Genomic DNA, 13,618 nt, shown 5'->3' on the forward strand with positions numbered 1-13,618 from the left:
GGTAACGAACACGCAAACTCTCGGTCGGGCACGGGCGAACTAGACAACTATACCGTCTAGCCGGTACAGTTACATTTGTTGCTCCGCCCGTGGCGGTCGAGAAAGAACCCAGAAAGTGAATGAGATCGTGTCTGCCCCCGCTGTTCCCACCAATTCCATTACCCTGCCCGGTATCGCCTCGAACCACGCCGACCAAAGCCGTGCGGCAGAGAGTCGAAGCAGCGAGACGCGGGCAGCCGGATCGGCCAGCACCGCGGCATCCGCTTTGCCAGTACGGCACGACCGCAGGCGCTGGTGGGCCCTCGCGGTGCTCATGCTACCGGTACTGCTCGTGTCGATCGACAACACCGTGCTCAACTTCGCCCTGCCGGCGATCTCCACGGCCACCCTGCCGAGCGGTGTGCAGCTGCTCTGGATGGTTGACATCTACCCTCTCGTGCTGGCCGGACTGCTCGTGGCAATGGGCAGCCTGGGCGACCGCATCGGACGTCGCCGCCTGCTGATGATCGGTTCGGCCGGCTTCGGTGTGGTCTCGGTGTTCGCGGCCTTCGCCCCGAGCATCGAGGGGCTCATCATCGCCCGCGCCGCCCTCGGATTCTTCGGCGCCATGCTCATGCCGTCGACTCTGTCGCTGCTGCGTTCCACCTTCGTCGACCGCGACCAGCGTCGCCTCGCTATCGCGATTTGGGCCACCGGCTTTGCGGCTGGCAGCGCCCTTGGCCCGGTGGTCGGCGGCATTCTGCTCGAGCACTTCGCCTGGGGCTCGGTCTTTCTGATCGCCGTTCCCGTTCTGCTGCCGCTGCTCGTGCTGGCGCCAATTCTGGTGACCGAATCGCGGGATCCGCACCCGGGGCGCATCGACCTGCTCAGTATTGCCCTCTCACTCGGCACCATGCTGCCGATCGTCTACGGCATCAAGAGCATCGCCGAGCACGGCGTGACCTGGATCACGGTCGCCCCGATCGCGCTCGGACTGGGGCTCGGCGTCTGGTTCGTGCGTCGACAGCTGCATGTGCCGAACCCCATGCTCGACATGGGGCTGTTTCGACGCGGCGCTTTCAGCGGCGCGGTCGGCGTCAACCTGCTCAGTGTCACGGCGCTGGTCGGCTGCCTGTTCTTTATCTCGCAGCACCTGCAACTCGTGCTCGGGCTGTCGCCGTTGAACGCCGGGCTGGTGCTCGTTCCCGGCCTGGCCGCGATGATCGTGGCCGGACTGCTGATCGTGCCGATTGCACGCCGGGTACGGCCGTCGCGGGTGGTGCCCGTGGCGCTGCTGGTGTCGGTGGCTGGATTCGCGTCGATCGCGCTGCGCGGCGGTGCAATCGATGCGTTCTGGATCGGCGTCGCCTTCGTGCTGCTCGGTATCGGAATCGGCGCGGCCGAAACCGTCTCGAACGAGCTCATCGTGGCGACCGCGCCGGCCGACAAGGCAGGGGCGGCATCCGCTGTGTCTGAAACAGCCTACGAACTGGGAGCGGTGCTCGGAACGGCCGTACTCGGCACCATCCTCACCGTGTCCTACCGGGCGGCAGTACTGTTGCCGGACGGCCTGAGCGCGGCCGACCGGCTGGCGGCGGGGGAGACTCTCGGCGGAGCGGTGTCCGTGGCCGGCCATCTTTCGCCCGTGGCCGGGGAGCAGCTGCTCGAGTCGGCCCGACACGCCTTCGACAGCGGTGTGGGCCTGACCGCCTGGATCGGCGTCGCGCTGGTGCTCGGAGCGGCCGTCGTGGCGCTGCTGTCGCTACGCCGGGCCCGCTAAAGCCCGCGAAAGCGGGTGACGCGTTGTTTCGCGAGTGCTCAAGCAACACTTCACCCGCTTTCGCGAGCTGTGGGTTAGAGGTCGTCGATCGAGTTCTCGCGACGCGTGACCTGCTCGCCGTTCGCCGGGTCGGCGATCGTGCGGGTGGTGCTCACGCTATTGCGGCGGCGGGTCATCAGTACGATGCCGAGGATCGTCACGAGCGCTCCGGCCGCGAGCAGAATATAGCCGACGAGCGTCAGATCAATGCCGGTGACGGTCACGTCGAGGGCCCACACCAGAATGGCGCCGACGACGAGCAGAAAGATTCCTAGTCCGATACTCATGATTTCCTGCTTTCCGTTGGTGGTGCGCTAGGGACAAGCCTAGGCACTTCGGTGAGAAAGGTAAGGTTTGACTATACGCAATTCAGGTGATCATTGACTGTTTCGGAGCCACATGTCTCGTACTATCAAACTCGCTGTCATTCCCGGAGACGGGATTGGACCGGAAGTTGTCGCCGAGGCCGTGAAGGTACTCGGCGCCGTCACTGCCCGCGATGACGTCACGATTGAGACGAGCACCTTTCAGCTGGGCGCCGCGCGGTTCCTCGAAACCGGTGATGTACTCACGGATGCCGACCTTGCGTCGATCCGGCAGCATGACGCGATTCTGCTCGGTGCTGTCGGCGGCGTTCCCGGCGACCCACGCCTGAAAGACGCCAACATCGAGCGTGGGCTGCTGCTCGGCCTGCGCTTCGCACTCGACCACTACGTGAACCTGCGGCCCTGCACGATCTACCCCGGCGTCACGAGCCCGCTCGCCGCGCCCGGCGTGGTCGACTTCGTCGTTGTGCGCGAAGGTACAGAGGGCCCCTACGTGGGCAACGGCGGCGCCATCCGTCGCGGCACGCCGCAGGAAGTCGCCAACGAGGTGTCGGTGAACACCGCCTACGGGGTGGAACGCGTTGTGCGGTACGCCTTCGAGGTGGCCCAGGGTCGCGAGCGCAAACGCCTCACCCTCGTGCACAAGACCAACGTGCTCGTCTTCGCCGGCGGCCTGTGGCAGCGCATCGTGAACGAGGTGGCCGCCGAGTACCCCCAGGTTGCGGTTGATTACCTGCATGTCGACGCGGCGACCATTTTCTTCGTCACGAATCCGAGTAGATTCGATGTACTCGTCACCGATAACCTTTTTGGCGATATTCTCACCGACCTGGCAGCGGCAATCAGCGGCGGCATCGGCTTGGCGGCCTCCGGCAATATCAACCCGACGGGTCGCTTTCCCAGCATGTTCGAGCCGGTGCACGGCTCGGCCCCCGATATCGCAGGCCAGCAAATCGCCGACCCGACCGCGGCCATCCTCTCGGTGGCACTGTTGCTCGATTATCTCGGGCTGACGGATGCCGCGGCTCGCGTCAACGAGGCGGTCGCCGACGACCTTGCTCGCCGCTCCGCTCTCGTGCGACGCAGCACCGCTGAGGTGGGAGACGCCATCGTGACCCTTCTGACAGACAAGGTACTGAAATGACCGTGACTTTCCCCCTGACTTTTGCCCTCACTCCGTCGACCGACGCGCGCGCCGAGACCGAACGGGAAGAGATTCTGGCCGACCCGGGCTTCGGCAAGCACTTCACCGACCACATGGTCACGATCGACTGGTCGGTCGAAGCCGGCTGGCACGACGCGCGGGTCACCCCGTACGGCCCCCTGCTGCTCGACCCCGCCTCCTCGGTGCTGCACTACGGCCAGGAGATTTTCGAGGGCCTCAAGGCCTACCGGCACGCCGACAAGTCGATCTGGACCTTCCGGCCCGAAAAAAATGCGCAGCGTCTCCAGCGTTCCGCCCACCGCCTCGCGCTGCCCGAACTGTCGGTGGTAGACTTCATCGAGTCGGTCAAGCAGATGATTGCCATCGACGGCGATTGGGTGCCCTCCGCGCCCGAGACCAGCCTGTACCTGCGTCCGTTCATGATCGCCAATGAGAGCTTTCTCGGGGTGCGTGCCGCCCACAAGGTGAGTTTCTACGTGATCGCGAGCCCCGCCGGCGCCTACTTCGCCGACGGCGTCGCCCCGGTGAAGATCTGGCTCTCGACCGAGTACTCCCGCGCCGGCCGCGGCGGGACCGGCGCCGCCAAATGCGGCGGAAACTACGCCGCCTCGCTGCTGCCGCAGATGGAAGCCTATGAGAACGGCTGCGCCCAGGTGCTCTTTCTCGACGGGGAGACCGGCAGCCACATCGACGAATTGGGCGGCATGAACGTGTTCTTCGTGCACGGCACCGACACGCTCGTCACGCCGCGCCTGACCGGATCTATCCTCGAGGGCGTCACCCGCGACAGCATCATGCAGCTCGCGCGCGACCGCGGAATGACCGTGGAGGAGCGCGAGGTGACCCTGGGGGAGTGGCGTGAGGGTGTCGCATCCGGCGCCATCACCGAGGTCTTCGCCTGCGGAACCGCCGCCGTGGTCACGCCGATCGGTCAGGTCAAGGCGAAGGACTTCACCATCGGCGACCCGGATGCCCCCGCCGGTCGGATCACCCTGTCGCTTCGGCAAGAACTCACCGACATTCAGTATGGACGCGTGCCCGATCGTCACGGCTGGCTCACTCGACTAAACTGAAGCTTTTGGCCCTGTCTCGGGGCCGCGGAAGGCGCACAACGTGAAGATCGCACGCTATAGCTACCAGGGCGCCATTGCGTTCGGCATTGTTGACGAGCACGAACTGGTCGTTCTCGCGAGTGACCCGATGTTCGCCGGCTTCGACACCACCGGCGACCGCGTGGCTTTGGCTGACGTGAAACTGCTCGCCCCGGTGATTCCGCGCTCCAAGATCGTCGCGGTGCAGCAGGCGGGCGCCGAGCCGGTGTTTGTACTGAAGCCCAACACTGCCGTCGTCGGGCCAGGCGACGCCATCGTGCTGCCGGCCGCCTCCGAACGTGTCGAGGTCGACGGCCAACTCGCCATTATTATCGGCAAGATTGCCAAGAATGTCTCGGTAGCGGATGCCACCGGCCGCGTCTTCGGCTACACCGTCGCCACGGTCGTCACCGCGACCGACCTCGCCGAGCGGGATACGACCCGGGCCGGCGCCTTCGACACCTTCCTCCCGTTCGGACCCGTCATTGAGACCGACTTCGACGACGCGGCCACACCGCTGCGCGGCCTGATCAACGATGAGGAATTTCAGGCGGTGGAGCTCGGCGACGACGATTCGACCCCGACGGAGGAGACCGTCGCGGCCCTCGTCGCGTACGCCTCCAGCGTGTTCACCCTGCTGCCGGGCGACGTGATTCTGGCCGGGCCGATGGACACCGCCGCCGCCGTCGAGGACGGCGACACGGTCTCGATGTCCATCGCAGGCATCGGAACCCTGGTGAACCCGGTCGTTCGCCCGGCCTGAGTTCGTGCGCCCCGTCGCTCCGGGCGCAGGTTCGGTAGCTGGGCGCACCGTATAACCTGCGCCTGGCTACACAAGGTGCGCCCGGACAAATAACTTGATCTTGTGGCTCAGATCACAGGGTCCGGGAACCAGTCCCTGATCTGGTTCGACGCCGTGGACAGCAGGGCGATCGCCTCGTCGCGGTTGACCCGGGCCATCAGCATCGCGCTGATCGACAAGGAAGTCAGGGTGCGCACGCGCTCGTCGACGGATTCCGCCGCTGACGGCGACGGGGCTGCGGCGTTTTCGAGCGCGTGTCTTAACGCCTCGGCCAGTTCGATGCGATACCCCTCCACGACTGCGCGGGTCGGCTCGTCGTGCGCGGCGAGGCCGACCGCGCAATTGACCAGAAGGCATCCGGTCTGCGCTGAGTCGGGGGCCTGCGTGACCGTTGCGCGGGCGAGGCCGGCGAAGTACTCGAGCAGGGCTGAGGAATCGCGGGGGCCCGCTCGCAATCCGGCCAGCCGTGGCCGGATCACCGTCTCCAGATAGTCGGTGACCGCGGCGTCGAAGAGCCCGCGTTTGCTCCCGAACGCGTGGTACAGGCTGGACCGCCCGACGCCCGTGGCCGCCTCCAGTTCGGCCAGGGATGCGCCGTCAAACCCCTTGTCCCAGAACAGGTTTCGCGCAGCCTGCACGACCACTCCGCTGTCAAAGGTCTGCATCCGCCCCATGTTCGCTCCTTGAATCCTGTCCGACGATCGGACAATTTTGTGTACCGATGAGTCTACTTTATAGTAAAACGATCGTTCTAGAACTAGCAGAGGAGCCGACCATGGCGTCAAATACCGTCAGTACCCAGATTCAGCTCGTAAATCGTCCCGTCGGTTGGCCGACGGATGCGGACTTCCGCACCGTGACTGTCGACCTGCCGGAGCTTGCAGTCGGCCAGATTCGAGTCGCGAATGAATTCATCTCCGTCGACCCGTACATGCGTGGCCGGATGAACGATGTGAGGAGCTACATACCGCCGTTCGTGCTCGGTGAGACCATGACCGGCGCGGCTGTCGGCCGCGTCATCGCCTCCGCAAACGAGGCGTTCGCCATCGGCGACGTCGTCACCCATCAGTACGGCTGGCGTGACCTGGTGCAGGAGGACGCCGCCGGCTTCAGGGTTGTTCCCGAGCTCCCCGGCGTTCCGGCCTCCGCTTACCTCGGCGTGCTCGGCATGACTGCACTGACTGCCTATGTCGGCCTGCTCGAGATCGCACAGCTCAAAGAAGGCGACACCGTGTTCGTCTCCGGCGCAGCGGGCGCGGTCGGCAGTATGGTCGGCCAGATCGCCCGGCTCAAGGGGGCCAAGCGCGTCATCGGCTCGGCCGGATCGCCCGAGAAGGTGGCCCTGCTCACCAGCAAGTACGGCTTTGACGCCGCGTTCAACTACAAGGACGGATCCATCACAGACCAGCTGGCCGTCGCAGCGCCAGACGGCATCGACGTTTATTACGACAATGTCGGAGGTGAACACCTCGAGGCAGCCCTCGCGTCGTTCAACGACGGCGGGCGTGCTGCCCTGTGCGGCGCGATCTCGCTCTACAACAGCACGGATGCCCCGGCCGGCCCCAACAATATGTCCAACATCGTCACCCGCGGCCTCACCCTCACGGGCTTCACGATCGGCAACTACTGGTCGCACCTCCCGGCGTTCTCCGCCGAGATGGCGAACTGGTTGGCTTCCGGCGAGATCGTCTTCGACGAGACCATCGTCGACGGCGTCGAGAACACCGTCGCGGCGTTCCTCGGCCTCATGCGCGGCGAGAACACCGGAAAGATGGTCGTGCGCACGGGCGAAACTGTTCCGGCGCTCTGAGCCGAATTAACACGCACGATTCCACGAAAGATTTCACAGTAAATGGAGACACTATGACTCACGTACTTTTCGTAGTCAGCGCCGCTGACCACTGGACCCTCACTGACGGCAGCCAGCACCCCACCGGATACTGGGCAGAGGAGCTCGCTGAGCCGCACCGCCTGTTCACTGCGGCCGGCTGGCAGATCAGCATCGCCACACCGGGCGGCGTGGCTCCGACAATCGATGCGGTCAGCCTCCGTGCGGACGCGGCCGGCGGAGAGGAGCGTGTGGCGCAGCTCATCGACTACATCGGAACCATTTCCGCTCAGCTCGACGAACCGCTCAGCCTCAACGACATCAACGTTGGCGATTACGACGTGGTCTTCTACCCGGGCGGTCACGGCCCGATGGAAGACCTCGCCGTCGACGCCGTGTCGGGGAGCATTCTCACCGAAGCGCTCGACACCGGTCGCATCCTCGGCGTACTCTGCCACGCTCCAGCCGCGCTGCTCGCCGCCAAGCGCGCCGACGACAGCTGGCCGTTCACCGGCTACCGGATGACCGGTTTCACCGACGCCGAAGAGGTTCTCGGCGGACTGGCTCCGAAGGCTCCGTGGCTCGTGCAGAGCCGTCTGGTCGAACTGGGAGCCGATTTCATCGCCGGTGAATCGTTCGCGCCGCACATGGAGATCGACCGCAACCTGTATACCGGCCAGAACCCTGCTTCGTCGGGTGCCCTCGCCGAGGCGATCATCGCGGCCGTCGCCGATAAGGCATAACGACGGGCGACGTCGGGCCCAGGGGCCCGACGTCGCTGACAGCGAATGTTCGCCCGGCGTTGTCTAGCCGCGGCGCAGCGCGTCCAGCACGGCGTCCACGTCGTCCCGATCGTTCCAGAGGTGGAACGCCACGCGGGCTCGACCGGCGCGGCCTGATGCGGTGATTCCGGCGGCGGTGAGGCGAGCGAGGTCGCGGCCACCGGCATCCGGCCAGCTGATGATGGCCTGGCCGAGTCGGGGCAGGTCGAGTCCATCACACAGGGCGTCGCCGAGGGCCACGTTGTGGGTGGCCACCTCGGCCAGGTCGAGGCGGCGGAACAGGTCGATGGCCGGCTCGGCGCCGACCCAGGCGGGCCAGGCCGGCGACACGTCGAACCGGCGGGCATCGGAAGCAAGCGCCATCGCCGGACCGTAGCAGGAGGCCCACAGGTCGTCTCCCGCGTACCATCCGGCGTTGATCGGGTGCAGTTGTGCGGCGAAAGTCTCCGCGACCGTGAAGAACCCAACGCCGCGCGGGGCGCCGAGCCACTTGTAGCTGTGGCAGATGGTGGCGTCGAACAGCGAGGCGTCGACCGGCATCCACCCGGTAGCTTGGGTGGTGTCGCAGAGGGTGAAGGTGCCCGTTGCACGGGCGGCGGCCCGGATGGCGTCGCTGTCGGCGAGGGTTCCGGTGGCGGACTGCACGAGCGAAAACGCGACCAGCCACGTGTTCGCGGTGAGGCTCGTGGCCAGGTCGGCCAGATCCACCTGCCGCACGGTCACTCCGCGGTGCGCCTGGGCGAGGAACGGGAACACCATCGAGCTGAAGTCGCCACGCGGCAGCACGACTTCGGCGCCATCGGGGATGCTGGCGGCGACCAATCCGGCCATGACCGAGGTCTGCGAGCCGATCGCCACGCTGTGGGGTGTGACGTTCACCAGATCGGCGTACCCGATGCGTACCCGCTCGACGACCTCACCGTAACGGGAGGCGCAGGCTTGGCCGCCGGCCCAGGCCTCGGTATCGGCGCGCATCGCAGCGATCGTTTCGATCGTGGGCAGTCCGAGGGTGCAGGCCGCGAGGTAGCCGCGGCCCGAAGTGTAGCGGGTGCGGGCTTCGGCGAGGGTCACGGTGCTCGTGCTCGTGTAAGCGATCATGCCGGTGCCCGGGTGGGTGGCCGTATTGGCGGTGGGGCTGCTCGTGCTCGTTGCTGCAGGGCTCATATTTCTAGTGTGACCACCCAGCACTCATGCGACAACGGTCAGTATTCGATGCAATGCATAACCAGCAATTATGATTGAGCGCATGATCCATCTGCCCGGCGAGAGCCCCGACCTCGACGCCAACGCCCTGCGGGTCGTGCGGGCGGTGCACGAAACCGGATCCATCACCGCAGCGGCCGTCGCCCTCGGTTACAGCCAGCCGGCCGTGAGTCAGCAGCTCAAGCGGCTTGAGCAGCGGCTCGGACTCTCCGTGGTTGAGCGGGTCGGGCGTGGCGTTCGCCTCACCGAAGCCGGCCTCGTGCTGGCGCGGCACGCCGTGACCGTGGCCACCGCGCTCGATGCGGCGGCCGGGGAGATCGCCGAGCTGCAGGGGCTGCGCGCCGGGCTCGTGCGTCTCGTGGCGTTTCCGTCGGCATCCGCTACCCTGGTGCCGAGCCTGCTGGCCCGCATGAAGGCGCGGCATTCCCAGATCAGCGTCACCTATCTGGAGGCGGAGCCGCCGGAGGCCGTCGCCGCCGTGCGTGAGAACCGTGCCGATCTGGCCATCACGTTCAGTTACCCGGGGGACCGGGTGGATCCGCACCGGGATAGCGCTCAGGGGTTGCGGGTGGCGACCCTGCGGCGAGATGAGATGATGCTCGTGCTGCCGGTCGGGCATTCGCTTGACAGCGTTACCCCGATCGACCTGGGCGAGCTCGCCGACGAGAACTGGGTGGCCGGCTGCCCGCGCTGCCGTGGACACCTGCTCGACCTGTGCGATCGGCGCGGATTCGCGCCGCGCATCAGCTACGAGACTGACAACGTTGCCGCCGTCTTCGGCCTCGTCGAAGCGGGCATCGGTGTTGCGCTGCTGCCGGCCCTCGCGATCGAGTCCGTCGGCCGGCGCGCGGGTGTCTCGATTCGCGCCACGACCGGACGTGATCATCGCACCCTGCACGCCGTGACGGCGGCCCGGGCCGAGCGCGTGCCCGCCCTGGCTGCGGCATTGCGCGTGCTTGATGCGATCTCGCTGGTTGGACGTTAGTTCGGATCCCGGGCCCATCTTATGAAAGCGGGCCCACGATTGATCATGGGCCCGCTTTCTGGGTCGGGCCCGGAAAGAAGTAGGTCAGGAATCGCGCAACTAGAATCATGAGTAATGTCTGACACCACTGCACACCCGTTCTCAACCGCCACCGGAACCGACGTTCGCGTGCGGTTCTGCCCCTCGCCGACCGGAACGCCCCACGTGGGCCTCATCCGCACCGCCATGTTCAACTGGGCCTATGCCCGGCACACCGGCGGCAAGATGATCTTCCGCATCGAGGACACCGACGCCGCCCGTGACAGCGAAGACAGCTTTCTGCAACTCGTCGACGCCATGCGCTGGCTGCAGCTCGACTGGGACGAAGGCGTCGACGTCGGCGGCCCCCAGGCGCCGTACCGCCAGAGCGAGCGCTACGACATTTATCTCGGCGTCATCGAGAAGCTCAAGGACAGCGGCCACATTTACGAGAGCTTCGTCACCGGCGAAGAGATCGAAAAGCGCAACCGCGACCTCGGGCGCGACCCCAAGATGGGCTACGACAACTTCGAGCGCGACCTAACCGAAGACCAGAAGGCCGCCTACCGGGCCGAGGGCCGCTCCCCGGCGCTCCGCCTGCGCGTGCCCGACACCGAGCTCTCCTTCGACGACCTCGTGCGCGGTGAAATCACCTTCCCGGCCGACTCGTTCAGCGACTTTGTGGTGGTGCGCCCGAACGGGCACCCGCTCTACCCCTTCGTCAACCCCGTCGACGACGCCCTCATGGGCGTCACCCACGTGCTGCGCGGCGAAGACCTGCTCTCGTCGACGCCGCGCCAGATCGCGTTGTACCACGCGCTCATCGACATCGGCGTGACCACGTTCGTGCCGCGTTTTGGCCACCTCCCCTACGTCATGGGCGACAAGAACAAGAAGCTCAGTAAGCGTGACGCCGAGGCGAACCTGTTTCTGCACCGCGACCGTGGATTCATCCCCGAGGGCCTGCTCAACTACCTCGCCCTGCTGGGCTGGTCGCTCTCGCACGACCGCGACGTTTTCTCGATCAATGAGTTCACGGCCGCCTTCGACGTCGTGAATGTCAACCCGAACCCGGCCCGCTTCGACCTCAAGAAGGCCGAGTCGATCAACGGCGACCACATTCGCCAGCTCGATGCTGCCGACTTCGCCGCCCGGCTGGTGCCCTACCTGGTGACCGCCGGCGTGGTCGGCGAGAATCCGAGCGAGGCCGAACTGGCCCTGCTCGCCCAGGGAGCACCGCTCATCCAGGAGCGCATCGCGCTGCTCGGCGAAGCCCCCTTCATGCTCGGATTTCTGTTCGTGACCGGCGCCGACCTGGTTCTCGAAGCGGATGCCCTCGCCTCGCTCCCGCAGAACGCCGCCGACATTCTCGGCGCAAGTCGCACCGCACTGGAAAGTATTCCGTCTGCGGAATGGACTACCGATCGCGTACATGCCCTGCTTGCCGAGACGCTCATTGAAGGCCTCGGCCTCAAGCCGCGCGTTGCCTTTGGGCCCCTGCGCGTCGCGCTTTCGGGTCGCAAGATCTCGCCGCCGCTGTTTGAATCCATGGAAATCCTCGGTCAGGCCGAGACCCTGGACCGCCTGGATCGGGCCCTGGCTGCAATTTCGGCAGCCTGACGCTCGGGCTTGAGGGGCTTCGACTCGCCGGGGGACACCCCGGTTTGGCCTCTCCGGCCCGAGTGAGCTAGGCTACTACTCGGCCCGATCTTCGGATTAGGCATTGGGGTATGGTGTAATTGGCAACACGGATGATTCTGGTTCATTTGTTCTTGGTTCGAGTCCAGGTACCCCAGCACTAGCCCCTGAGTTTCCGCGGAAACCAGGGGCATTTCTTGTTTCCAGACACCACGTTCACGGCCCAAAGTGCCACTTTGGGTGTCAAAAACGACTGTCAGGCGCCGTTTTCGCGACTGCGACGGCGACTAGCCCGGCCACCTACGTGTCGCTGCGTGCGAGGTCGGAATGAGGTGTCGCACCTCTTTGTCATGAGTGACGATGACGCAGAAATCATGACCGGGCAGCAGGTCGCAGACCTGTTGCAGGTCTCGCCCCGAACGCTCGAGGAGTGGCGACAGACTCGCACCGGGCCGCCGTATCGACGCATGGGTCGGCACGTGAGATATATGCGCCGCGAGGTTCTCGCCTGGTTTGAGTCATTGGCCATGCATGCCTAGGCGTCGAATGCGCGCGGGAGAAGTCGGCACCATTCGCATCGTCGTTCTGGCGAACGGACAGATCCAAGGACATGCGCGGATGCGGGACGAGTTCGGAACTCTTCACCGGTTGAAAGGAACACGTGCGACCGAGATGGAGGCTCGCCGATCGCTTGAAGACCAGGCCGACTTGATCCGGAACGGCATTACTGGGGTGTCGTTGAACGCGTACTCGACGATTGCGGAGGCCGCGGTGGTTTTCCTAGACGACAAGCGACGGTCGGCGACCGTCGAAGTCTCCACCATCGAGACCTACGAGTTCAGCATTAACAATGTGATCATTCCCGAGTGCGGGGATCTGCTCTTGACCGACCTCACCGTGTTGCGTTGCAACCGGATTCTGCGGCACATTCGCGAGACCAAATCGCTGTCGGCGGCTCGCAAAGCTCGCAGCATGTTCTCTCAGATTTGTGCCACCGGAATCGAACACGGAGTGCTCGCATTCAACCCCGTGCGCGACGCCCGAGCCCTGCCGCTTTCCCCAAAGAAGGAATCGGCCCTCACTACCGCGCAGTTGGAGTTAGTTTGCGCCCTCATGCAGTCTTGGCGGTCCGGTAGAGACCATTATGGTCCGCGGCCCAACGCACGATTGTTGGAAAATGCCATGTGGATCATGGTGGGCACCAGCGCCCGCATCGGCGAGGTACTCGCCCTCCGCAGATGCGACGTCGACGTGACGGCGAACCCACCCACCGTGCTCATCGCAAGCACCATAACCCAAACCCGCGCCGAAGGACTGCGCAGAAAACCTTCGCCCAAACGATCCCGGCAGAAGCGGCGCATCGCCCTGCCGAGTTTCGCGGCGACCGCAATCCGCCGGAAACTGTCAGAGGTGAGCAGAGATCAGGAGGCTTACCTCTTTGCGACGAAGACGGGCGAACCGCGTAGCGTCAGCAACTTCGAACGGCTGCTCCGGAGCTTCGTGACTGACAACGAGAGTGCGCTGGTTCAAGCCGGGATCGAAGTGGGGGAGTTCTCGACTCATATGTTCCGGCGGACCGCGGCGACGCTCATTGAAGCTGTTGCGGGGATCACCCTTGCGTCGCGGCTCCTCGGTCACTCCAGCGAGCAGGTCACCCGTGCCAGCTATGTCGTCACCGCCGAGCTGGTCGACCCGATCACGGCGCAGATTATGGACGAAGCTTTGGGCGGGATTCTTTAGATCGAGTTCGTCGCCGCCAGTGACTCTGGCATCAATTTTCCTTGTGACCATGCTGGATTGGTCGAGACGAGTCGCGGGGGCGGGGGCAACCTATCCATATTCTGATTCGGCGTGCGTAGTCCCCTGTACCGCGACCGGATACTGTCTCGCAACCCGAGGGCAGTTTCAAGGGGTCGTAGCACCACCGTTTGAGTGAGGAGTTGTCAGTGGCGTCGAGATTGGTCATGAAGGTTCGCGAGAAC

Annotated in this window: 13 protein-coding genes and 1 tRNA gene; 11 read left to right on the forward strand and 3 right to left on the reverse strand. The window is 65.2% G+C overall.

Going from position 1 to position 13,618, the window contains the following annotated elements; all coding sequences use genetic code 11:
- Positions 1 to 265: 265 nt before the first annotated feature.
- Entirely contained in the window at positions 266 to 1,759 is a 1,494-nt protein-coding gene (locus CXY78_RS02270) for an MFS transporter (RefSeq protein WP_233206059.1), read from the forward strand.
- A gap of 74 nt (positions 1,760 to 1,833) precedes the next feature.
- On the opposite strand, the gene CXY78_RS02275 is transcribed toward CXY78_RS02270, so the two are convergent.
- On the reverse strand, positions 1,834 to 2,085 hold the full coding sequence (locus CXY78_RS02275; protein ID WP_092341415.1) for a DUF6458 family protein: 252 nt from the start codon (positions 2,083 to 2,085) through the stop codon (positions 1,834 to 1,836).
- Positions 2,086 to 2,197: 112 nt separating this feature from the next.
- On the opposite strand from CXY78_RS02275, the gene CXY78_RS02280 reads away from it, so the two are divergent.
- The 3 genes from CXY78_RS02280 to CXY78_RS02290 are packed head-to-tail and all read left to right on the forward strand — an operon-like array spanning position 2,198 to position 5,143.
- Complete coding sequence (locus CXY78_RS02280) at positions 2,198 to 3,268, forward strand: 3-isopropylmalate dehydrogenase (protein WP_104087853.1); 1,071 nt, start codon at positions 2,198 to 2,200, stop codon at positions 3,266 to 3,268.
- Positions 3,265 to 4,362 carry a branched-chain amino acid aminotransferase gene (locus CXY78_RS02285; RefSeq protein WP_104087855.1) on the forward strand — a complete coding sequence of 366 codons (1,098 nt, stop codon included), beginning with the start codon at positions 3,265 to 3,267 and terminating at the stop codon, positions 4,360 to 4,362. The genes CXY78_RS02280 and CXY78_RS02285 overlap by 4 nt, the downstream gene beginning before the upstream one ends.
- 40 nt (positions 4,363 to 4,402) lie before the next feature.
- Positions 4,403 to 5,143 (forward strand): fumarylacetoacetate hydrolase family protein, encoded by a 741-nt coding sequence (locus CXY78_RS02290; RefSeq protein WP_092341418.1) that lies wholly within the window; start codon positions 4,403 to 4,405, stop codon positions 5,141 to 5,143.
- 107 nt (positions 5,144 to 5,250) lie between these two features.
- Here the strand turns inward: CXY78_RS02290 and CXY78_RS02295 are convergent, their stop codons facing one another.
- Positions 5,251 to 5,847, reverse strand: coding sequence for a TetR/AcrR family transcriptional regulator (locus tag CXY78_RS02295; protein ID WP_233206056.1), 597 nt, complete (start codon positions 5,845 to 5,847; stop codon positions 5,251 to 5,253).
- 110 nt (positions 5,848 to 5,957) lie between these two features.
- On the opposite strand from CXY78_RS02295, the gene CXY78_RS02300 reads away from it, so the two are divergent.
- On the forward strand, positions 5,958 to 6,992 hold the full coding sequence (locus tag CXY78_RS02300; RefSeq protein ID WP_092341420.1) for an NADP-dependent oxidoreductase: 1,035 nt from the start codon (positions 5,958 to 5,960) through the stop codon (positions 6,990 to 6,992).
- A 53-nt stretch (positions 6,993 to 7,045) separates the two neighbouring features.
- Complete coding sequence (locus tag CXY78_RS02305; RefSeq protein ID WP_104087856.1) at positions 7,046 to 7,753, forward strand: type 1 glutamine amidotransferase domain-containing protein; 708 nt, start codon at positions 7,046 to 7,048, stop codon at positions 7,751 to 7,753.
- Positions 7,754 to 7,816: 63 nt separating this feature from the next.
- Here the strand turns inward: CXY78_RS02305 and CXY78_RS02310 are convergent, their stop codons facing one another.
- Entirely contained in the window at positions 7,817 to 8,890 is a 1,074-nt protein-coding gene (locus tag CXY78_RS02310; protein ID WP_104087863.1) for an aminotransferase class V-fold PLP-dependent enzyme, read from the reverse strand.
- A gap of 148 nt (positions 8,891 to 9,038) precedes the next feature.
- On the opposite strand from CXY78_RS02310, the gene CXY78_RS02315 reads away from it, so the two are divergent.
- From CXY78_RS02315 to CXY78_RS02335, 5 genes are all read left to right on the forward strand, one after another.
- The gene (locus tag CXY78_RS02315; RefSeq protein ID WP_199182566.1) at positions 9,039 to 9,980 is read left to right on the forward strand and encodes a LysR family transcriptional regulator; all 942 of its coding nucleotides are present in this window, start codon (positions 9,039 to 9,041) and stop codon (positions 9,978 to 9,980) included.
- A gap of 114 nt (positions 9,981 to 10,094) precedes the next feature.
- Positions 10,095 to 11,618, forward strand: a complete 1,524-nt coding sequence (gltX, locus tag CXY78_RS02320) for a glutamate--tRNA ligase (RefSeq protein ID WP_104087859.1) — start codon at positions 10,095 to 10,097, stop codon at positions 11,616 to 11,618.
- 104 nt (positions 11,619 to 11,722) lie between these two features.
- Positions 11,723 to 11,794, forward strand: a tRNA-Gln gene (locus tag CXY78_RS02325).
- 192 nt (positions 11,795 to 11,986) lie between these two features.
- Entirely contained in the window at positions 11,987 to 12,175 is a 189-nt protein-coding gene (locus CXY78_RS02330; RefSeq protein ID WP_104087865.1) for an AlpA family transcriptional regulator, read from the forward strand.
- Between the two features lie 7 nt (positions 12,176 to 12,182).
- Positions 12,183 to 13,376, forward strand: coding sequence for a tyrosine-type recombinase/integrase (locus tag CXY78_RS02335; RefSeq protein WP_233206058.1), 1,194 nt, complete (start codon positions 12,183 to 12,185; stop codon positions 13,374 to 13,376).
- Positions 13,377 to 13,618: the final 242 nt, after the last annotated feature.

The sequence above is a fragment of the Cryobacterium sp. N19 genome (assembly GCF_002929595.1).
In the GTDB taxonomy this organism is placed as follows: Bacteria; Actinomycetota; Actinomycetes; order Actinomycetales; family Microbacteriaceae; genus Cryobacterium; species Cryobacterium flavum.

What these genes read in the sequence shown, in the direction of transcription:
- CXY78_RS02275 (WP_092341415.1), bottom strand. Translation starts at nt 2,085, where the DNA reads ATGAGTATCGGACTAGGAATCTTTCTGCTCGTCGTCGGCGCCATTCTG.
- CXY78_RS02280 (WP_104087853.1), top strand. Translation starts at nt 2,198, where the DNA reads ATGTCTCGTACTATCAAACTCGCTGTCATTCCCGGAGACGGGATTGGA.
- CXY78_RS02285 (WP_104087855.1), top strand. Translation starts at nt 3,265, where the DNA reads ATGACCGTGACTTTCCCCCTGACTTTTGCCCTCACTCCGTCGACCGAC.
- CXY78_RS02295 (WP_233206056.1), bottom strand. Translation starts at nt 5,847, where the DNA reads ATGCAGACCTTTGACAGCGGAGTGGTCGTGCAGGCTGCGCGAAACCTG.
- CXY78_RS02300 (WP_092341420.1), top strand. Translation starts at nt 5,958, where the DNA reads ATGGCGTCAAATACCGTCAGTACCCAGATTCAGCTCGTAAATCGTCCC.
- CXY78_RS02305 (WP_104087856.1), top strand. Translation starts at nt 7,046, where the DNA reads ATGACTCACGTACTTTTCGTAGTCAGCGCCGCTGACCACTGGACCCTC.
- CXY78_RS02310 (WP_104087863.1), bottom strand. Translation starts at nt 8,890, where the DNA reads ATGATCGCTTACACGAGCACGAGCACCGTGACCCTCGCCGAAGCCCGC.
- CXY78_RS02315 (WP_199182566.1), top strand. Translation starts at nt 9,039, where the DNA reads ATGATCCATCTGCCCGGCGAGAGCCCCGACCTCGACGCCAACGCCCTG.
- gltX (WP_104087859.1), top strand. Translation starts at nt 10,095, where the DNA reads ATGTCTGACACCACTGCACACCCGTTCTCAACCGCCACCGGAACCGAC.
- CXY78_RS02330 (WP_104087865.1), top strand. Translation starts at nt 11,987, where the DNA reads ATGAGTGACGATGACGCAGAAATCATGACCGGGCAGCAGGTCGCAGAC.
- CXY78_RS02335 (WP_233206058.1), top strand. Translation starts at nt 12,183, where the DNA reads ATGCGCGCGGGAGAAGTCGGCACCATTCGCATCGTCGTTCTGGCGAAC.